The sequence below is a fragment of the Pseudomonas sp. KCJK8993 genome (genome assembly GCF_046230915.1).
GTDB lineage: Bacteria > Pseudomonadota > Gammaproteobacteria > Pseudomonadales > Pseudomonadaceae > Aquipseudomonas > Aquipseudomonas piscis.
In genome coordinates this window covers 14,938-33,464 of sequence record NZ_JBJJLO010000016.1, presented here as the reverse complement: position 1 = coordinate 33,464, position 18,527 = coordinate 14,938, and the positions used below count along the sequence as shown (strand labels likewise).

The following is an 18,527-nucleotide window of genomic DNA, read 5'->3' as shown; positions in this document are numbered from 1 at the left end:
AACGGAGCCGGGAAAACCCTGGCCGGGGATAGCTCATGGATGGATCTGAGAATCAGAATCATATTTAGTTGCATGACTATAAACTAATTTGCCAAATCCAGACAAGGCAGCTACAAGTCATGCCTCATCGAGCCAGGACCTCTCCATGGAACCGCCACAGAAAACCCCGGCGCGCGGGCGCCCGCGCACCATCACCCGGGAACGGATCGCCGATGCCGGCATCGGCATCGGCCTGTCGAACATCACTTTCGTCGGCGTCGCCGCCGCCCTGGGCGTCAGCCATATGGCGCTGTACAAGCACATTGCGGGGCTCGAGGCGCTCAAGAGCCTGATCGCCGAGGAGCTGTTCCAGCGCTGGCAGATCCCCCGGGCCAACGCCGAGCAGCGCACCAGCCTCAAGGACTACCTGATCCTGTTCGCCACCTCGGCACGGGAATTCGTCAAGGCGCATCCGGGCTTGACGCCCTACATGATTCGCCGGTTGGCGGCGACCCAGCCGATGCTGGACAAGATCCACGAGCACCAGCTGCATATCGCCCAGGCCTATGACATCGACCCGCAGCAGGCCCGCTGGTTGCTGGCCACGGTGGCGTTCCACTGCTTCGCCGTGGCCGACACGGTGTATGCGGTGTCCGGGCGTGAACCCGAGCTCGAGGCCGAGCGCCTGGCGGAAGTGGCGGAGATGGAGGCCGAGCTGATCCAGGGCATGCATGCCCTGATCGTCGGCGCCCTGACCCTGCTGGAGGAAGGCCTGGTCCCAGGCAGCTGAAAACACCTGCCCGGCCGCCCAACGGCCTCCCGGAACGAGGACGAGCATGCTATTTCACGATTTCGCGCTAGGACACATCGAAGTGGAGGTACAGGGCCGCGCCTACGACCTGCACAACTTCTACCAGGCCGAGCCTATCCGGTACGACGTTACGAGCCGCACCCTGGCCCTGCACTTTCGCCGATGGCCAGAACCCTGGGTGCCTCCCGAGGAGCCCGAGGCAATCGACCTGCTCTTCAGCGGCGTGAGCTATTTCTCGGCCGATGGCCGTGATTGCGCCTGGGGCCCGGAGGACGATCGTTGCCTGCACGCCATCGGCGTGGTCCCGCAGGACGCTGCCACCAGTGAGTTCTACCTCAGCGACGACTTCCCCGCCGCTCACCACCTGGTGATCGAGTTCCAGTCGGGGCTGATCCTGCGCCTGCAGGCCGAAGAGGCGCGGTGCAGCCTGCGACCCTGACGATCCGGGTTGCACGACCCTCCCGCACTCGCTACAAATCCAGCCATCGAACCTGCAAACACAAAGGAGCTGTGCATGTCCGAACATCTGCAATCACTGTTTCTCTCGAGCCAGGATTTTTTCCGGGCCAACCCGGGAAAGGCCACGGCGACTTTCTCGGTGAGCAGCAGCGGCGATGGTGCGCTGCATCGTCGGGTAAAAATCCGCGAGTTCGTCCTGGATATCGATGAACCGCAAAACCTGGGGGGAACGAACCAGGGTCCCAACCCCGTGGAGATGGCGCTCGCCTCCCTGGCGACCTGCCAGGAAATCAGTTATCACCTCCATGCGGCCGCCCTCGGGATACCGCTCAAGGAGGTCAGCGTCACCCTTGAAGGGACACTCGATCTCAGGGGGTTCTTCGCGGTCGATGATGAAGCCCGCCCCGGCTTCACCAACATACGCGGGACAGTCAAGTTCGATAGCACCGCCAGTAGAGAGGACCTCATGGCCCTCAAGGAAAGCGTTGACCACTCTTGCCCGGTCATGGACCTGTTCCGCAACCGGACGCCCGTTGAAATCGCCTTCTAGCCCCCGCACCGAGTGAGCGGCTGCGGCTCGTTCACCCTCCCAAGGAGCGCATCGGCCCACGCCGACGCGCTCCTTGCCCGTCCTTAGAACTTCGCCTGCATCCCCACCCGCAGTGTGCGCCCCGGCGCGGGCATGAAGCTCTGCGCCAGCGGGTCCAGGTAATAGCGATCGGTGAGGTTCTGCAACGAGACATTGAAGCTGGCGTGATCCTGCAGCTTGTAGTCGAGGAACAGATCCACCAGGGCAACTTCCCGGTAGTTCAACTGCGGGGTGGTGGCGCCGGTCTGCCAGGGTTTGTCGGCGGTGACGGTAGGCCCCGAGGTATAGGTGATGCGGGTACCGAGCGTCAGGCTCTGGTCGAAGAAGCGCAAGCCGGTGGTCAGGTTGCCGGCGATCCGCGGCGGGTTCTGGGTGTTGGTGTAGGAGCCCATGAAACTGCCCGGGGTACAGTTCGGCGTATCGGCAGTTGGCTGGTAGCGGTTGCTGGTGGCCCGCAACGTAGCGGCGAATTGCGAGTCGCAGGTTTCGGTCTTCAGGTAGTAGGTGGACGACAGGTCGGCGAACACCCGGCCAGCGTCGTAGCGGGTCTGCAGCTCCAGGCCGCTGGTCTTGAAGCTGTCGGTGTTGCTGAAGCGCATCAGGCCCCACAGGCCCGGGCTTGGGTCGTAGTAGCGAGTGATGTAGTTCTTGATGGTGTTGTTGAAGTAGGCGACCTTGATCGCCGCCGAGTCACCGTCCACCAGCAAGTCTTTGTGCAGCGTGCTGGCGCCGATTTCCCAGTTGCTCGAGCGCTCGGGCTTGAGGTTCTTGCCCGGCATGGTCTGCAGTACCCCCTGGCTGGTCTCGAACAGCGAAGGCATGCGCATGCCCTGGGTGTAGGAGGCGTAGACAAAGGTATCGGGGGCCACTTCCAGGTTGACGCCGAAGGCCGGAGCGAAGGCGCTGCCACTGTTGCGGTCCTTGCCGGAGTAGTCGTAGCCGGTGACCACCTCCCCCAACTGGGCGCCATAGACGCTGGTGCTGGTGGCGCCATACTGGTTGTAGGGCGTGCCTTCGAATGGGAAGTTGGTATTGGTGAACACCGTACCGTTGTTCAACCGCGGGTCGGTGGCATCGGTGTACTGGCCGTTCTGATCGGGGAACCACATCAGGTAGCCATAGCTGCCGGGCTTGGAAACCATCACGTACTTGTGTTCGAGCTCCTCGCGGCGGGCGCTGGCCTGGGGAATCTCATCCTTGGTGCGGTAGTAGGTGTAGCGTCCGCCGCCCCACAGGGTGAGGCTCTCCACTGGCTTGTATTCCAGCTTGCCGTTGAGGCTGAACTCCTGCCGCGAACCTTCGCGCAGCATGCGGTTGGCGTTGATGTCGTGCTGGGTGGTGGCTACGCCTTTCTGTGGTTTGAGGTCCTCGATCTGGAACGAACCGCCCAGGTCCAGCTTCAAGTCACCGTAGTCGGTCTTGAACCGTGAGCTGTTGTTCAAGTCGCCACCGATGCGCTGGTCGGCCTGACGGCTCCAGCTACGGTCCGAGCGATAGGCCTGGGAGGCCGGCGCCGCCACCGAAGTCAGCTGGCTGGTCTGTGCATCGGTCATCCACACGTTGGCGGTCAGGTCCACCAATGGGTTGTTATCGGGCAGGTAGTTGTAGCGCGCGGTATAAGTGTCGATCTTGGTCTGGCCCAACGGGTACTGGTAGATGCCGCCGGTGCCGAAACGGAAGATGTCCGAAGGCATGATTTCGCCAATGCGCCCGTCGTAGCGGCGATAGCCCAACTCGAAGGTGTGGCCGTCCGCCGGGCGCAGGGTGGTCTTGAGCAGGAACGACTCGGTCCGTGACGAGGAGTTGAGCACCTCCTCGCCGGCGTTGTAGGTCTTGGCTACGCTGCTCTCTTCGTCGCCATAGCGGTTGTAGACGCGGTAGCGGTGCTGGCCCTTCTTGCCGGCGAAGTAGTTGCCCTGGTTGCGCTTGGCATAGGCGGCCACTACGTCGAACAGGTCATGGCGATAGGCGAACGCGGCGCTGCCGGCTTCCGCTTCCGAACCGAACAGGCCACCACGGCTCTGGTGCGGCTCGGAGTACAGGTCCTGGGTCCTGGAATGACCATCGCGCGAGGCCGGCGCGACGCCGTTGTTCCACAGGTCGCCCTTCAAGCGCAGGCCGACATCCTTACCCTCGCGCAGGATGTCGTCGACGCCGATGGTGCGCATTTTCACCGTGCCGCCGATGGCGCTGGAAGTCAGGCTCGGCCCCTTGTCGATGCTGATGTCGCTGATCAGGTCGGGATCGATGTAGCTGCGCTGCTGGGTTCCGGCATAGCCACGATAGACGTCCAGTGCCTGCTGCGAACCGTCCACCGTCACCGCCACCCGACTCTGCCCCTGAATGCCGCGGATGTTCACATCCAAGCCACCGCCATTGCGGCTGTCACCTACCTGTACGCCGGGTTGGCCCTTGAGCATGTCGCCCACCGAAACCACGCCGAAGCGCTGCATGTCTTCGCTGGAGATGTACACCGAAGAACGTGGCGCTCGGTAGACCTCGTCCTGGTCAGGATTCTCGCCCCTGACCTTCTGCACTGGCAGGGCTACCGACTCCTGGCGCAAGCGCAAGGCATAACCACCGCCGGGCTGGCGCTGATAACCCAGGCCGGTGCCCTCCAGCAACTGGCTCAAGCCGTGCTCGGCAGTGAACTCGCCATGCAGGCCCCGGCTGCTCTTGCCTGCGGTGAGCAAGGCGTTGCCGGCCATGCTGAGCCCGGCCTGGGCTCCGAAGCGCGCCAGGACCTCATCCAGCGGTCCCGCGTCGATCTGGTACTGGCGCTCGCCGACGGCGAACGCCAGCTCGCTGCCCAGTGGCTGCAAGCTGAGAAAAAGCAGGGTAAGAGTGCGGGTGCGCAAGGCACGGGCGGGGAATGTCATGCAAGGCTCCTAGGGGGTTGGCACCCACCTGCCCCGGTGGGTAATACCTGGAGGCCCCGCCAGCTCGGCAAAAACTGCGCAGCAGAAGAAAAATATTTTCAGGCGGACACCAGGGTCACCCAGTAGCGGGTTCGGCGTTCGATACGCACGGGCAGCGTGCGGACCAGCAGCGCCAGGGCCGCATCGGTGTCGTCCAACTGGAAACTGCCGGTCACCCGCAAGGCCGCCACCGCTTCGCTGCACCGCAGGATGCCCGTGCGATAGCGCGACAGCTCGGCCAGCAATTGGTCCAGGCGCATGCGTTCGGCCGGCAGGATGCCTCGCAGCCAGGCCTGGGCCAGGGACGGATCGACCGGACTCGGCACCCCGACGCCACGGCTGTCGACCCGCGCCCGCCAGCCAGCCTCCAGGCTGAGGAATGCCGGGCGCTGCCGAGCCTCGACCTGCACCTGCCCGCGCAAAACCGTGACCTGTGTCCCCAGGGAATCATGGCGTACCAGCAGATGGGCACCATGGCCATGGAGCAACGCATCGGGAGTCAACAGTCGCAGTGCCGGAGCCTGCGCACGCACATCCAGCGCCAGCTCGCCCTCGATCAGTTGCAAGTGGCGTCGCTGCGCATTGAACTCGAGCTCGACCGCACTGGCGGTGTTCAGCCACAACGCACTGCCATCGGCCAGAGTCCAGCGCCGCCGTTCGCCAATACCTGTGCGGTAGGTGGCCAGGGCCGAGCGCACCAGGGTCGAATCCGCCCCCTGCCAGCACACCCCGCCCAGCAACCCGAAAGCCAGCAGGCACTTGAGCAGTTGCCGGCGCCGCCGAGGATCGGCTCCGGCAGCCTCCAAGGTCCGCCGGGCCGTCGCATCGGCCAACAGCCCCACGCCCGGTTGCAACAACAATGGCAGGCTGCTGACCCGCTGCCAGGCCTGTTCATGTTCGGCGCAGGACTGCCGCCAGCGCTCCAGGGCCTGTTGCTCGCCAACGCTCATCAGCCCGGACTGCGAGCGCACCAGCCAGTCGATGGCGCTGTCGCGCACCCGTGGATCGAGCGCCATGCCACTCATTCGAAACGGCTCGCGTAGCAGACACTGAAGGCCTTGCCCATGGCCCGCTGCACCTGGGCCACGCTCAGGTTCAACTGCGCGGCGATCTGCGGGTAGGTCAGGCCGTCGAGCTGGGACAGGAAGAAAATCTGCCGCACCTGCATCGACAACCCCACCAGCAGCGAGTCCAGCTCCAGCAGGGTCTCGATCATCAGGTGCCGCTCCTGCGGTGATGGCTCCTCGGCCACCGGTCGCGCCGCCAGGGCTTCCAGGTAAGCGCGCTCGATCGCCTGGCGCCGCCAGCGGTTGATCAACAGGCCGTTGGCGATGGTGGCGAGAAATGCCATGGGCTGGCGCAACTCATGCACGTCTTCCTTGGAGCGCAGCACGCGAATGAAGGTATCGTGGGCCAGGTCCTCGGCATCGGCACTGTGCCCCAGGCGCCGGTGCAGCCAGCCACGCAGCCAGCCATGGTGGTTCACATACAACTGGGCGACGGGCGAGGCAGTGCTGTTGTCGTGCATGGGAGATTCGCATTAATGATAATGCTTCTCATTTTATTATTTGCCGGCAAGGATTGTACAGGCCGCGAAGCCCACAATTGCAGCCAGGCGATAGGCCTGCCCCACAGCCCGGGCAACCGGGAGACCAGGCGGCAGGGCAGCCTGCCGGCCGATCTGGCCCGCGCGGCGAATCAGGCGCTTTGTCGATCGATATCACGACGCAGGACGACCGCCGTGGTGATGTCCTCGACCGATTCGTGAGTGGCCACGGCGTCCCGGACCCGGTTCAAATCATCGATGGTCCGCGCCTCGATCTCGATCACCAGGTCGAGCTGGCCACTGACCGAGGAGACGCGGCGCACCTGCGAGTGTTGCGCCAGGACGTCGAGCAAGCCCATGGCCGGCGTGCGCTTGAGGCTCACCAGCAAGATGGCGCGAATCACATGGGCATCGATTTCGCCGATATCGGCCCGGTAGCCCCTGATCACCCCACTGCGTTCAAGGTTGATGACCCGCTCGCTGGTGGCGCTTCGTGAAAGGCCGATTCGCGCGGCCAGGGCCTTCAAGGCAATCCGCGCTTCCTTGGACAGGATTTCGAGTATTTCGCGATCTTTTGCATCGAGGTCGCGCATTGCAACTCCTCAAGTCCGCTACCGATTTTGTGCCGGTCGATTCCGACAATATGCCGGCCAGGGCCGACCGCATACCTACTGCCCACCCGGGCCGCGCATGCCAAGCTAACTGAAAAAAACCACTTGGAAAACCGCCGCCATGACCGACCTTCGCCATCCCGCCCCGCAGTTCTCCAGCAGCGCCGCCGAACAGCTGGCCGAGCAGTTGTTCAATGTCACCGGCACCGCCACGCCCCTGGCTAGCGAACGCGACTGCAACTTCCGCTTGCAGACAGGAACCGACGCGGGATGGATCCTGAAAGTGGTCAACTCCAGCGAACCGCGCACCGAAAGCGAGCTGCAAACGGCCCTCCTCGACCACCTCGCCAACAGCGATCCCGAACTTGCCGTGCCCCAGCTCAAGACCAGCCTTGCAGGCGACTTCCTCGCCTCTGCGCTGGCCCCGTCCGGCGAGACCCATGCGGTCCGCCTGGTCAGCTGGCTGCACGGCACGCCCCTGGCCGAGGCCAAGCGCACGCCCGGGCTGATGCGCAGCCTGGGCCAGGCGTTCGGCAACCTGGATCGCGCACTGCAGGGCTTCATGCATCCGGGCGCGGTACGGGACCTGGACTGGGACCTGCGCCACGCCGCACGCTCCAGGTCACGCCTGCATTTGGTCAAGGACCCCGGTAAAAGAGCCATCCTCGAGCGCTTCATCGATGCTTTCCAAAGCACGGTGCAGCCGAAGCTCGCGCGCTTGCGCACCCAGGTCATCCACAACGACGGCAACGACTGGAACATCCTCGTCGACCCGCAGAACCACCAGCAGGTCGCGGGCATCATCGATTTTGGCGATGCGCTGCATACGGTGCTCATCGCCGAAGTCGCCATTGCCTGCGCCTACGCCATCCTCGACATGGAAGATCCGATCGGCGCGGCCGCGGCCCTCACTGCCGGCTTCCACGAGCGCTTCCCCCTGCAACCGCAAGAGCTGGATGTACTGTTCAACCTGATCGCCATGCGCCTGGTCATCAGCGTCACCTTGTCGGCATCGCGGCAAGAGCAAGTCCAGGACAACCCCTACCTGGCGATCAGCGAAGCCCCGGCCTGGCGCCTGCTGGAAAGGCTGGACCGCATGCCCCCGCGACTGGCGACGGCGATCCTGCGCAAGGCTTGTGGCCATGACGCCACGGAAGGCGCCGGCGAGGTGCGCCGCTGGGTCATGGACAACCGCAAGTCGTTCGCGGATATCGTACGGCCAGCGGCGGCGACCCTGAACAAGGTCATAGTGCCGTTCGCGGACGCCTCCCATGCGATGACGATCGCCTCGGCCGCCCCACGTCCGGCGGAGGCGGCCCAGTGGTGGAACGATTTCTCTGCCCGGCACAAGGTCCCCCTCGGCATCGGCCCCTGGGGCGAAGAGCGGACCATCTACACCGACGCCGCATTCGTCTCGCGCTTCATCGAAGGGCAACGCCGGATCATCCACCTCGGCGTGGACCTGATCATGCCCGCCGGCACCCCGCTGTACACCCCGGTGGCCGGCGTGGTGCGCAGCGTCGAGGTGGAATCCGAACCCCTTGGCTATGGCGGCTTGATCATGCTCGAGCACGCGCCGCAGGGTTGCCCGCCCTTCCTGACCCTGTGGGGCCACCTGGCCCACGAAGCCCTGGAGCGCCTGAAGCCCGGCGACCACCTGGAAGCCGGCGCACTGCTGGGCTACATGGGCGCGGACACGGAAAACGGCGGCTGGCTGCCCCACCTGCACCTGCAGATGTCCACCGACACCCGGCTCAAGGCCTGCGAGTTCATCGGCGTTGGCGAGCGGGCCTACCTGGATGTGTGGGCCGACCTGTTCCCCGATGCATCGACCCTGGCCGGCATCCCCGCGGAAACCTACAGCCAGGAGGGAAGGACCAAGGCCGAGATCGTGGCCAAGCGCAAGGAGCTGCTGCTGCCCAACCTGTCGATTTCCTATTCGGACCCGATCAAGTTCGTGCGCGGCGATGGCGTCTGGTTGATCGACAACTTCGGCCGGGCCTACCTGGACTGCTTCAACAACGTCTGCCACCTGGGCCACAGCCACCCGGACGTGGTGCAAGCGCTGGCGCGCCAGGCATCGCGCCTGAACACCAACACCCGCTACCTGCACGACACTATCGTGGAGTATGCAGAGCGGCTCACCGCCACCCTGCCCGCGGGGCTGACGGTCGCCTCCTTCGGTTGCTCGGGCAGCGAGGCCAATAGCCTGATGCTGCGCATGGCGCGCAATCACACCGGGCGCGACGAGGCCATCGTGCTGGACTGGGCCTACCACGGGACGACCCAGGAACTGATCGACCTGAGCCCCTACAAGTACAAGCGCAAGGCCGGCAAGGGCCGCGCCGCGCACGTGTTCGAGGCCAGCGTCCCGGATGTGTACCGCGCCGCCGACGACTGGCCGTTCGAGGAACTGGGCCAGCGCTTCGCGCAAAGCGTGGCCGAACAGATCCAGAGCATGCGCAAGCAGGGTCGAGCGCCGGCGTTCTTTCTGGCAGAGTCCATTCCCAGTGTCGCCGGGCAACTGTTCTTCCCGGAGAACTACTTGCAGGAGGTCTATGCCATGGTTCGCGCCGCAGGCGGCCTGTGCCTGGCCGACGAGGTCCAGGTCGGCTTTGGCCGGGTGGGCAGCCACTGGTGGGCCTTCGAGACCCAGGGGGTGGTGCCCGATGCGGTGTCCATGGGCAAGCCCATCGGCAACGGCCATCCGCTGTCGGCGGTGGTCACCACGCGGGAGCTGGCCGACAGCTTCGACAACGGCATGGAGTACTTCAACACCTTCGCCGGCAGCCCGGTCTCGTGCGCCGTGGGGCTTAGCGTGCTGGAGGTGATCGAGCGCGACGACCTGAAGCTCAACGCCCTGACCATCGGCAATTACCTGCTCGCAGGCTTTGGCCGGCTGCAACAACGCTACGAGGCCATTGGCGATGTGCGCGGGCTGGGGCTGTTCCTGGGCATAGAGCTGGTGACCGATCGCAAGAGCAAGCGCCCCGCCACCGAGCTGGCCCGGAAGGTCGCCGATGGCGCCCGCGAGCGCGGCATCCTGATCGGCACCGAAGGCCCCTACGACAATGTGCTGAAAATGCGCCCGTCGATGATCTTCAGCCAGAAGAACGCCGACTTCCTGCTGGAGGTGCTGGACGACAGCTTCCGGGCGGCGCTGCAATAAGCCGCCAGCAACGGCGCGGTAGCGACTGCACCCAGTGGCCGGCGCGGGTTGCACGCGGCGCCGGCATAGTGCCGGCCAATTCCGGCAATGTGCCCGGCAGGCGGACACCTTGCCTGGTGCTTTCCAGGGTGGCCTGTGCAAAGCTTTTTGCGAGGCCTGGGTGAAGAGCCCGATAAAACAAATAAAAATTCTTCAAAGGTTCCATCCAATGCTAGCCAGAACGCTCAAGGGTCTGTTGTTCGCATCCACCGTCGCGGCCACAGCGCTGCTCTGTCCCACTGCCGCCCAGGCCGATGACCTGCAGACGATCCAGCAAGCCGGGGAAATCCGCATCGCCATGAGCGGCCAGTATTCCCCCTTCAGCTTCGCCAACGAGCAGAACCAGATCGTCGGGTTCGACGCCTCCATCAGCGAGGCCCTGGCTGAACGGCTGGGGGTGAAGGTAACCATTATCACCACGCCATTCGACGGGATCATCGCCGGGCTCCTGGCCAAGAAATACGACGCCATCATCGCCTCCATGACCATTACCCCGGAGCGTTTGAAGGCCGTGGATTTCGCCGGCCCCTACTACCACGCCGGGCGCACGATCGTGGTCAAGGATGACTCGCCGATCCACAGCCTGGACCAGCTCAAGGATGTGACGGTCGGCGTTACGCTGGGCGACGCCCACGACAAATGGGCCCGGGCCCGCGGCAACCTGAAGGTGAAGACCTACAAGGGCCTTCCCGAGATGCTGGTCGACCTGGAGGCCGGGCGGATCGACGCGATCGTGATGGACAGCGTCCCGGTGCTGGTGGCCGTCAAGGAAACCGGACAGAAAGTGCGCATCATCACGCCCCCGGACAGCGATGGCGGCATCGAAGGCATGGGCATCGCGCTGCGCAAGAACAACCCCGAACTCAAGGCGGCGCTGCAGAAGGCGCGGGACAAGATGCTCGCCGACGGCAGCTACGAAAAGATCTCCATGCAGTGGATCGGCAAGGATATTCGCTGACGCCCTCGCCGCCTGGCCCGACCCGGCGTCGAGCCAGTCCAGCTGACTTTGCCGAGCCTCGCCATGGACCTGACTCTCATACAACGCACGCTGCCGTTCTTCCTGGAGGCCGCGTGGATCACGGTGCAAGTGTCGCTGCTGGCACTGGCGCTCGGCTTGCTGATCGCCATCGTCCTGGTGGCGGCGCGCCTGTGCGGCAGCTTCATCCTGCGCTGCCTGGCCAGGCTCTATATCAGCGTGTTCCGCGGCACGCCCTGCCTGGTGCAGTTGTTCCTCATCTACTTTGGCGGTCCGCAAATCGGCCTGGAGCTGGAGCCGTTCTCGGCCGGGGTCATCGGCCTGGGCCTGAACATCGCGGCCTACATGGCCGAGTCCATTCGGGGCGCTATCGGTAACGTCGATCCCGGCCAGGTGGAAGCCGCTCGCTCCATTGGCTTCAGCAGGGGCCAGACCCTCTGGCTGATCACCCTGCCGCAAACGGCGAAACTGATGATCAGGCCCCTGGGCGTGAACGCCGTGGCATTGATCAAGGGCTCGGCACTGGTGTCGACGATCTCCGTGGTCGAGCTGTCCTATACCGCGCAGCGGTTCATCAGCTCCACCTACAAGCCATTTGAAATCTTCATGGTTTCGGCCGCGCTTTACATCGTGATGGTCTACGCGGTGAGGTTGCTGGTCGACCACCTCGATCAGCGCTTCGCGGCCAAGTGAGACCCTCCAATGCCAAGCCTCGACCTGAGTATCGTGACACCTTATTCCGAACTGCTGGCGACCGGACTGTGGTGGACCGTCGTCCTGTTCCTGAGCTCCAGCGCCTTGAGCCTGCTGGCGGGAATCGCCTTCGCCCTGATCGTGCTCTACACCCCAAGGCTGGTATCGCTGCCCATACGCTTCATGACCTGGCTGCTCATGGGCACCCCGCTGCTGCTACAGCTGTACCTCATCTACTACGGCCTGGTGCAAGTGGGGATCGACATCCCGGCATTGATGGCCGGGATCATTGGCCTGAGCCTGCACTTCGCTGTCTACAATGCCGACGTGATCCGGGCCGGCGTGCTCTCGGTGGACCCGGGCCAGGTCGAAGGCGCGCGCTCCATCGGCCTGAGCCGCAGCCAGACCCAGCGCTACATCATTGTCCCGCAAGCCCTGCGCCGCACCATCGCTCCTCTTGGCAACAACCTGATCGTGCTGCTCAAGGACACGTCCCTGGTGTCCATCATCGGCATTGCCGAACTGGTCTACAGCGCCCAGCGCGCGGTGAGCGAGACCTACAGCCCATTCGAATTCTATCTGGCCGTCGCGGTGATCTATTACGCCGTCAATCTTGTTCTGGAAGCCGGCCTGCACCTTCTTGAAACCCGGGTAGAGATGTCACGATGACCACAGAAAAGCTCATGATCCAAGTCAAGGGGGCGCGCAAGGCCTATGGCGCACTGGAAGTCCTCAAGGGCATCGACCTGTCCGTCGCGCGCGGGCAGATCATCGCCATCATCGGCCCCAGCGGCTCGGGCAAAAGTACCCTGCTACGCTCGCTCAACCACCTTGAGGTGCTTGACGACGGCCAGATCTGGCTCGAAGGCGAACAGGTCAACCGCCCCTTGAAAGGCCGGGCCTTCGAGCAGCACATCAATAGCGTGCGCCAGCAGATGGGCATGGTGTTCCAGCACTTCAACCTGTTCCCGCACCTGACCGTGCATGAAAACATCGCCATCGGCCCGATCAAGCTCAAGGGGTTCAGCCAGCAATCGGCTCGCGAGCTGGCCATGGAATACCTGGAGAAAGTGGGCCTGGCCAACAAGCTAGACGAATACCCCTCGCGCCTGTCCGGCGGGCAGAAACAACGGGTGGCCATCGCCAGGGCACTGGCCATGCGCCCCAAGGTGATGCTGTTTGACGAAGCGACCTCGGCGCTAGACCCGGAGCTGGTCGAAGAGGTCAACCAGGTGATGAAGCAGCTTGCCGCCGAACACATGACCATGCTGATCGTCACCCATGAAATGCGCTTTGCCGGCGAGGTCGCCGACCGGATCATCTTCATGGACGGTGGCGTGGTGGTCGAGGAAGGAACGCCCCGGGAAATCCTGCAGAACCCGGTGCAGGAACGGACTCGTCTGTTCTTGAAAAAACACCTGCACGATCGATAGGTTACCCGACCGTTTCACCGGCAGGCTGAAGACATCACCCACCAAAGCCTGGATAACCCGCAGGTCCAGCCGATCTACGAGACCTATCGGGCTCAGACCGGAGCCCGCCTGTGTGACGGATCTTGTGAGGACGCCCCGGGACCGAGTGATCGCAACGTCCAGGCATGTCATGGCCAACCGTAACGCTGCTAAACTCCCGCACCCGAACCCACCTGCCGATGACCCCAGGCATTGGTCTCTCAATTGAAAGGATGCTTACATGAACAAGGCGCTCTACAGCCTTTGTGCCGCCACCCTGACGCTGTCTCTCGACGTGGCCCACGCCGCCTCCGTGGCCGAGGTCTTTAACGGCGACATGCTGGGCACCAACCAGCGCTACTTCGAATCGATCGCCGGAATCCCCCGGGAATCCAACGGCAATGCCCATGTGTTCAAGGTCCAGGGTTGCCAGATCACCGCGACGGTGGAAGGCGGCAAGGTCAGCGCCCTGCGCATGGAACTGGGACCCAAATGCCAGGCCGACCTGACCCAGTTCGTCGGTACCTATGCCCCTGCTCCCGGCCAGCCTCTGACCCTGGGCGCCTTCGAGGCCTCGTCCGGCGGCGGCCTGAGCTACAGCGCCGACTGCCTGAGCATGTGCGGCAACGCCGCGGACCCTTCGGTCTATGCGCTGTGGGAAGGTCCCCATGCCGTGGACTTCAAGCAGGTGCTGCTGGAAGTGACGCTGGTCTCGGATGCCGCGATCAACGCTGCCGACCAATGGGCGAGCCAGATGCAAAAGGCCGAAGGCGAGGACTATGTGATGGAGACGCGCTTCAACTGCGACCAGAAATACGCCGCCGCGGCCCAGAAGGCCTTTGAAAAGGTCCAGGTCACCGCGGTCACCATCGGCACCGGCCTCAAGGGCCCCGGCTGCTGAGACGACACGCGGCAACCCAAGCGCGTACGGGGATCCAGTTCAAGCTGATATCATCCGCGCGCTTGTCCCCCAGGTAGAGAACGATGAACCGTCGCAAGAAAATCAAGCAGCTGCTGGACGCCCACGCCAAGAAAGCCAAGGCCAAGCTGGCACCGAAAAACAAGCCCAGGTACATCTGCAAGGCCGACCGCTTGAAGCTGGCCGAAGAGACCGCCCGCGAGGCCCAGGCTTCGACAGAGGGCTGATACGCCCGTCCAGGCACCCGCACCGCTGGTTGGCTTACCGCCTGAATGTCCACTGCAGCAGTCGGTGAGCCGCCGTTTTCACCCTGCGCCCTACCCCCACGACTGACTCCAACTGGACATCGGCCAGGGATGCAAACGCCCTACGCAGGCTCGCAATGCTTTCATCCACCGACGGTCCCTGGATGGCCGGCGGCTCTGGGCGCTCGCAGAACTCCCGCCAGACGAACAGGGTCAGCTCGGCGCCATCGATCTGGAGTCGAGGGCGTTGCCCCCCATCGAAAGACTCCAGTAGCCGATAGCGCTCATCCTCCCAGAACAACGCCTCGACCCAGCAGATGAATCGTGCAGCAATATCCATCTGTCATTGTCCTCTTCAGCGTCCACCGCCAGGTATCGACGTTGCCGGATACCGTTCCCAAGCCAGGGCCAGTACCCCGGCTCAGAAGTTCGCCGGGGTGTTGGCACTGACGATCTCGGCCTCATCCTGGCCAATGTTCCTGAAGCTGTGGGGCAAGGTGGTGGGGAAGTAGTAGCCATCGCCCGGATTGAGCACGCTCACCTGGCCATCCACCGTCAGTTCCACGGTGCCACGGATCACCAGGCCGCACTCCTCGCCTTCGTTGTGCACGATCGGCTCTTCGCCGGAGCTGGCGCCCGGGGCGTACTGCTCGCGCAGAAAGCGCATCTGCCGGTTGGCCAGGGGCGCGCCGACCATCAACAGGCGCAGGCCGTCGCGGCCCAGGTCCGGTTGTTCGTTGGCACGGAATACGTATTGGTGCTCACGGGGGGGCTGGTCGAAGGTGAAGAAGTCGGCCAGGGACATGGGAATACCTTCCAGCAGCTTTTTCAGGGAACTGACGGAGGGGCTGACGCGATTCTGTTCGATCAGGGAGATGGTGGCATTGGTAACGCCGCTACGCCGGGCCAGCTCGCGCTGGGAGAGGTTGTAGCTTTCGCGAACGAGTTTGAGTCGGGTGCCCGTGTCCATAACAGCCTTATGTGAGAGGAACTGGAGGGAATCGTGTGGCGGTTGGGTCGCGAAAATCGCGATCTGGCTGCCCCTGGAGCCGGAAAGGCGGCTATTTAAACATGTTTGACGGCGGTGCTGTAAAGGCTGGCGACAAGGGGTTTACGGGGATTTTACGGTGGTTTTGCGGGCCCTGGGAGGTCCTGCGCCCGACCGCGAAGCGGGCGCCAAGCCTGTGGACCCGTGGCGCCTGGCAAACCGCGTCATCGTTCATCGCGAGCAAACTGCGCTCCTGCATAGAACAAGAGCGCGAGCGTCCTTTCGGATTAGATGCCGAAACGGTCACGCAGGGCGTAATAGGCAGCGCCCATGGCGGTCAGCGGCGCCTGGAAGGTGCGGCCGCCGATCATCGGCATGTGTGGCAGCGAGGCGAAGGCGTTGAAGCGCTCGGCATCGCCACGAATCATCTCGGCGATCAGCTTGCCCGCCAGGTGCGAGCAGGTCACGCCATGGCCGCTGTAGCCTTGCATGTAGTAGGCGTTCTTCTCGATCCGGCCGAATTGCGGCATGCGCGACATGGTCAGCAGGAAGTTGCCGGTCCAGCGGTAGTCGATCTTCACGTCCTTGAGCTGGGGGAAGGTCTTGAGGATCTTCGGCCGGATCAGTTGCTCGATGTCGTTGGGCTCGCGGGCACCGTAGACCACCCCGCCGCCGTACAGCAGGCGGTTGTCGCCGGTGAGGCGGAAGTAGTCCAGCAGGTAGTTGCAGTCTTCCACGCAATAGTTGTGGGTGATCAAGCTGCGGGCCAGCGCTTGCGGCAATGGTTCGGTGACCACGATCTGCGAACCGCAGGGCATGCTCTTGCGGGTCACGCGCGGGTCCAGGTCCTGCTGCAGGTAGGCGTTGCCGGCGATCAGCAGGTACTTGGCGCGCACCACGCCCTTGGCCGTGCGCACCACGTTGGGCTCGCCGTAGGTGATTTCCAGGGCCGCCGACTGCTCGAAGATCTTGCCGCCCAGGCCGATGATGGCGTTGGCCTCGCCCAGGGCCAGGTTCAGCGGGTGGATATGCCCGCCCTGCATGTCCAGCAAACCGCCGACGTAGTTGCGGGTACCGACTTCGCGGTCGATCTGCGCCTTGTCCAGCAGCTGGAGGTTGTGGTTGCCCAACCGTTCCCAGTTGCGCTTCTGCTCGGCCAGGCCCTTGAGCTGCTTGGGGTTCAGGGCGGCGAAAATACCGCCAGGACGGTAGTCGCACTGGATGTCGTAGTGCTGGATGCGCTGGCGGATGATGTCCGCGCCTTCGAAGATCATGCTGCCGAGCACCTCGGCGCTCTTTTCCCCGTAGCGCTCTTCGATCACATCCACGTCGCGGCTGTAGGAGTTGACCAGTTGCCCGCCGTTGCGCCCGCTGGCGCCGAAGCCGACCTTGGCCGACTCGAGCACGGTGACGCTGTAGCCGGCCTCGGCCAGGAACAGCGCCGAGGACAGGCCGGTATAGCCGGCGCCGATCACACAGACATCGCACTCCACCAACTGGTCGAGCTCGGGGTAGTCGACGGTCCGGTTGCGGGTCGCCGCGTAATAGCTGTTCACGTAGGTTTGCATGTCGTGGTTCTCCAGCAGGTGCGGCTCGACCGCCCTGCCGTTGTCATAGGTCTTAGAGCTTGATCCAGGTCGCCTTGAGCTCGGTGTACTTGTCGAAGGCATGCAGCGACTTGTCGCGGCCATTGCCCGACTGCTTGAAGCCACCGAACGGCGCGGTCATGTCGCCGCCGTCGTACTGGTTGACCCAGACGCTGCCGGCGCGCAGGCCCCGGGCGAAGCGATGGGCGCGGCTGAGATCGCGGGTCCATACGGCAGCGGCCAGGCCGAAGATGCTGTCGTTGGCGATCTGCAACGCCTGTTCCTCGGTATCGAAACTGATCACCGCCAGCACCGGGCCGAAGATCTCCTCGCGAGCGATGGTCATGGCGTTGGTCACACCGTCGAAGAGGGTCGGTTCGACATACAGGCCGCCGGTGCTTTCCAGGGTGCGCGCACCACCGGCCAACAGTCGCCCGCCCTGCTCCCGGCCGATGCCGATGTAGCGCAGCACGTTGTCCAGCTGGCGCTCATCGACCAGGGCGCCGACGCGGCTGGCCGGGTCCAGCGCATGCCCGGGCTGCCAGGCCTTGAGCGCCTCCACCAGCAACGGCAGGAACTGCTCGCGGATCGAACGCTCCACCAGCAGCCGCGAGCCGGCGGTGCAGACTTCGCCCTGGTTGAAGGCGATCGCCGCAGCCGCCGCTCGGGCCGCTTCGCCCAGGTCCGGCGCATCGGCGAACACCACGTTGGCGCTCTTGCCGCCGGCCTCCAGCCATACCCGCTTCATGTTGCTCTGGCCGGAGTACTGCAGCAGTTGCTTGCCCACCGCGGTGGAGCCGGTGAAGGCCAGCACGTCCACGTCCATGTGCAGGGCCAGGGCCTTGCCCACGGTGTGGCCGTAGCCCGGCAGGACGTTGAACACGCCCTTGGGAATGCCGGCGTCCAGGGCCAGCTGGGCGATGCGGATCGCGGTCAGCGGCGACTTTTCCGAAGGCTTGAGGATGAACGAGTTGCCCACCGCCAGGGCTGGGGCGAACTTCCAGCTGGCCATGATCAGCGGGAAATTCCACGGCACGATGGCCGCCACCACCCCCGAAGGCTCGCGGGTCACCAGGCCCAACTGGTCGTGGGGCGTGGCCGCCACTTCGTCGTAGAGCTTGTCGATGGCTTCGGCATTCCAGCGGATGGCATTGGCCGTGGCCGGGATGTCGATGGCCAGGGAATCACTGATGGGCTTGCCCATGTCCAGGGTCTCCAGGAGCGCCAGTTCTTCCTGGTGCTCGAGGATCAGCTCGGCAAAGCGGATCAGGATGCGCTTGCGCTCGGCCGGGGCCTTGCCCGACCACACGCCGCTGGCGAAGGCCTGGCGCGCCACGGCCACGGCATGATCGGCATCGGCCTGGTCGGTACTGGCGACATTGGCCAGGAAGCGCCCGTCCACCGGGCTCAGGCATTCGAAAGTGGCGCCGCCCTGGGCAGCGCAGTACTGGCCGTCGATGAAGGCGCGGCCTTCCAGGGTGAGGGATTGGAAGCGCTGCTCCCAATCGCTGCGGGATCTAGTCATGGCGAATACTCAACGCGCGAAGA

17 protein-coding genes and 1 pseudogene are annotated in these 18,527 nt (G+C 64.2%); 10 read left to right on the top strand and 8 right to left on the bottom strand.

The window, feature by feature from the left end; genetic code table 11:
- Nucleotides 1–145 precede the first annotated feature (145 nt).
- The 3 genes from ACK6AU_RS07955 to ACK6AU_RS07945 all read left to right on the top strand — a co-directional run bounded on the left by ACK6AU_RS07955 (nt 146) and on the right by ACK6AU_RS07945 (nt 1,799).
- Entirely contained in the window at nt 146–769 is a 624-nt protein-coding gene (locus ACK6AU_RS07955) for a TetR/AcrR family transcriptional regulator (RefSeq protein WP_185700137.1), read from the top strand.
- A 46-nt stretch (nt 770–815) separates the two neighbouring features.
- Entirely contained in the window at nt 816–1,229 is a 414-nt protein-coding gene (locus ACK6AU_RS07950) for a hypothetical protein (RefSeq protein ID WP_409298651.1), read from the top strand.
- 75 nt (nt 1,230–1,304) lie between these two features.
- Complete coding sequence (locus ACK6AU_RS07945; protein ID WP_409298649.1) at nt 1,305–1,799, top strand: OsmC family protein; 495 nt, start codon at nt 1,305–1,307, stop codon at nt 1,797–1,799.
- Nucleotides 1,800–1,882: 83 nt separating this feature from the next.
- On the opposite strand, the gene ACK6AU_RS07940 is transcribed toward ACK6AU_RS07945, so the two are convergent.
- The 4 genes from ACK6AU_RS07940 to ACK6AU_RS07925 all read right to left on the bottom strand — a co-directional run bounded on the left by ACK6AU_RS07940 (nt 1,883) and on the right by ACK6AU_RS07925 (nt 6,895).
- Nucleotides 1,883–4,717: a TonB-dependent receptor domain-containing protein gene (locus ACK6AU_RS07940; RefSeq protein ID WP_409298647.1), complete on the bottom strand. Its 2,835-nt coding sequence runs from the start codon at nt 4,715–4,717 to the stop codon at nt 1,883–1,885.
- 98 nt (nt 4,718–4,815) lie between these two features.
- A complete protein-coding gene (locus ACK6AU_RS07935) occupies nt 4,816–5,781 on the bottom strand; it encodes a FecR domain-containing protein (RefSeq protein ID WP_409298645.1) in 966 nt (321 codons plus the stop codon).
- Complete coding sequence (locus ACK6AU_RS07930; RefSeq protein ID WP_185700132.1) at nt 5,778–6,284, bottom strand: sigma-70 family RNA polymerase sigma factor; 507 nt, start codon at nt 6,282–6,284, stop codon at nt 5,778–5,780. Before ACK6AU_RS07930 ends, ACK6AU_RS07935 begins: the two co-directional genes overlap by 4 nt.
- 170 nt (nt 6,285–6,454) lie before the next feature.
- Nucleotides 6,455–6,895: an Lrp/AsnC family transcriptional regulator gene (locus tag ACK6AU_RS07925; RefSeq protein WP_185700131.1), complete on the bottom strand. Its 441-nt coding sequence runs from the start codon at nt 6,893–6,895 to the stop codon at nt 6,455–6,457.
- A gap of 139 nt (nt 6,896–7,034) precedes the next feature.
- Here ACK6AU_RS07925 and ACK6AU_RS07920 point away from each other — a divergent pair, with 139 nt between their 5' ends.
- From ACK6AU_RS07920 to ACK6AU_RS07890, 7 genes are all read left to right on the top strand, one after another.
- Nucleotides 7,035–10,082 (top strand): aminotransferase class III-fold pyridoxal phosphate-dependent enzyme, encoded by a 3,048-nt coding sequence (locus tag ACK6AU_RS07920; RefSeq protein ID WP_409298642.1) that lies wholly within the window; start codon nt 7,035–7,037, stop codon nt 10,080–10,082.
- Nucleotides 10,083–10,290: 208 nt separating this feature from the next.
- On the top strand, nt 10,291–11,079 hold the full coding sequence (locus ACK6AU_RS07915) for a transporter substrate-binding domain-containing protein (protein WP_409298640.1): 789 nt from the start codon (nt 10,291–10,293) through the stop codon (nt 11,077–11,079).
- A 63-nt stretch (nt 11,080–11,142) separates the two neighbouring features.
- Complete coding sequence (locus tag ACK6AU_RS07910; protein WP_185700128.1) at nt 11,143–11,790, top strand: amino acid ABC transporter permease; 648 nt, start codon at nt 11,143–11,145, stop codon at nt 11,788–11,790.
- A gap of 9 nt (nt 11,791–11,799) precedes the next feature.
- Nucleotides 11,800–12,459 (top strand): amino acid ABC transporter permease, encoded by a 660-nt coding sequence (locus tag ACK6AU_RS07905; RefSeq protein ID WP_185700127.1) that lies wholly within the window; start codon nt 11,800–11,802, stop codon nt 12,457–12,459.
- A gap of 14 nt (nt 12,460–12,473) precedes the next feature.
- The gene (locus ACK6AU_RS07900; RefSeq protein ID WP_185700126.1) at nt 12,474–13,223 is read left to right on the top strand and encodes an amino acid ABC transporter ATP-binding protein; all 750 of its coding nucleotides are present in this window, start codon (nt 12,474–12,476) and stop codon (nt 13,221–13,223) included.
- Nucleotides 13,224–13,482: 259 nt separating this feature from the next.
- Nucleotides 13,483–14,142 (top strand): hypothetical protein, encoded by a 660-nt coding sequence (locus tag ACK6AU_RS07895; RefSeq protein ID WP_409298637.1) that lies wholly within the window; start codon nt 13,483–13,485, stop codon nt 14,140–14,142.
- A gap of 83 nt (nt 14,143–14,225) precedes the next feature.
- Nucleotides 14,226–14,387: a DUF2986 domain-containing protein gene (locus tag ACK6AU_RS07890; RefSeq protein ID WP_185700124.1), complete on the top strand. Its 162-nt coding sequence runs from the start codon at nt 14,226–14,228 to the stop codon at nt 14,385–14,387.
- Between the two features lie 34 nt (nt 14,388–14,421).
- Here the strand turns inward: ACK6AU_RS07890 and ACK6AU_RS07885 are convergent.
- The 4 genes and pseudogenes from ACK6AU_RS07885 to ACK6AU_RS07870 all read right to left on the bottom strand — a co-directional run.
- Nucleotides 14,422–14,718 (bottom strand): annotated as a pseudogene (locus tag ACK6AU_RS07885) (hypothetical protein); the annotation flags it as partial.
- Between the two features lie 108 nt (nt 14,719–14,826).
- On the bottom strand, nt 14,827–15,375 hold the full coding sequence (locus ACK6AU_RS07880) for a cupin domain-containing protein (protein WP_185700122.1): 549 nt from the start codon (nt 15,373–15,375) through the stop codon (nt 14,827–14,829).
- A 305-nt stretch (nt 15,376–15,680) separates the two neighbouring features.
- Nucleotides 15,681–16,961 carry an FAD-binding oxidoreductase gene (locus ACK6AU_RS07875; RefSeq protein ID WP_185700121.1) on the bottom strand — a complete coding sequence of 427 codons (1,281 nt, stop codon included), beginning with the start codon at nt 16,959–16,961 and terminating at the stop codon, nt 15,681–15,683.
- A gap of 52 nt (nt 16,962–17,013) precedes the next feature.
- Complete coding sequence (locus ACK6AU_RS07870; RefSeq protein WP_409298634.1) at nt 17,014–18,504, bottom strand: aldehyde dehydrogenase; 1,491 nt, start codon at nt 18,502–18,504, stop codon at nt 17,014–17,016.
- Nucleotides 18,505–18,527: the final 23 nt, after the last annotated feature.

Coding starts and splice junctions, on each gene's coding strand:
- ACK6AU_RS07945 (WP_409298649.1), top strand. CDS start 1,305: ATGTCCGAACATCTGCAATCACTGTTTCTCTCGAGCCAGGATTTTTTC.
- ACK6AU_RS07955 (WP_185700137.1), top strand. CDS start 146: ATGGAACCGCCACAGAAAACCCCGGCGCGCGGGCGCCCGCGCACCATC.
- ACK6AU_RS07915 (WP_409298640.1), top strand. CDS start 10,291: ATGCTAGCCAGAACGCTCAAGGGTCTGTTGTTCGCATCCACCGTCGCG.
- ACK6AU_RS07930 (WP_185700132.1), bottom strand. CDS start 6,284: ATGCACGACAACAGCACTGCCTCGCCCGTCGCCCAGTTGTATGTGAAC.
- ACK6AU_RS07895 (WP_409298637.1), top strand. CDS start 13,483: ATGAACAAGGCGCTCTACAGCCTTTGTGCCGCCACCCTGACGCTGTCT.
- ACK6AU_RS07870 (WP_409298634.1), bottom strand. CDS start 18,504: ATGACTAGATCCCGCAGCGATTGGGAGCAGCGCTTCCAATCCCTCACC.
- ACK6AU_RS07900 (WP_185700126.1), top strand. CDS start 12,474: ATGATCCAAGTCAAGGGGGCGCGCAAGGCCTATGGCGCACTGGAAGTC.
- ACK6AU_RS07890 (WP_185700124.1), top strand. CDS start 14,226: ATGAACCGTCGCAAGAAAATCAAGCAGCTGCTGGACGCCCACGCCAAG.
- ACK6AU_RS07920 (WP_409298642.1), top strand. CDS start 7,035: ATGACCGACCTTCGCCATCCCGCCCCGCAGTTCTCCAGCAGCGCCGCC.
- ACK6AU_RS07905 (WP_185700127.1), top strand. CDS start 11,800: ATGCCAAGCCTCGACCTGAGTATCGTGACACCTTATTCCGAACTGCTG.
- ACK6AU_RS07880 (WP_185700122.1), bottom strand. CDS start 15,375: ATGGACACGGGCACCCGACTCAAACTCGTTCGCGAAAGCTACAACCTC.
- ACK6AU_RS07925 (WP_185700131.1), bottom strand. CDS start 6,895: ATGCGCGACCTCGATGCAAAAGATCGCGAAATACTCGAAATCCTGTCC.
- ACK6AU_RS07875 (WP_185700121.1), bottom strand. CDS start 16,961: ATGCAAACCTACGTGAACAGCTATTACGCGGCGACCCGCAACCGGACC.
- ACK6AU_RS07935 (WP_409298645.1), bottom strand. CDS start 5,781: ATGAGTGGCATGGCGCTCGATCCACGGGTGCGCGACAGCGCCATCGAC.
- ACK6AU_RS07950 (WP_409298651.1), top strand. CDS start 816: ATGCTATTTCACGATTTCGCGCTAGGACACATCGAAGTGGAGGTACAG.
- ACK6AU_RS07940 (WP_409298647.1), bottom strand. CDS start 4,717: ATGACATTCCCCGCCCGTGCCTTGCGCACCCGCACTCTTACCCTGCTT.
- ACK6AU_RS07910 (WP_185700128.1), top strand. CDS start 11,143: ATGGACCTGACTCTCATACAACGCACGCTGCCGTTCTTCCTGGAGGCC.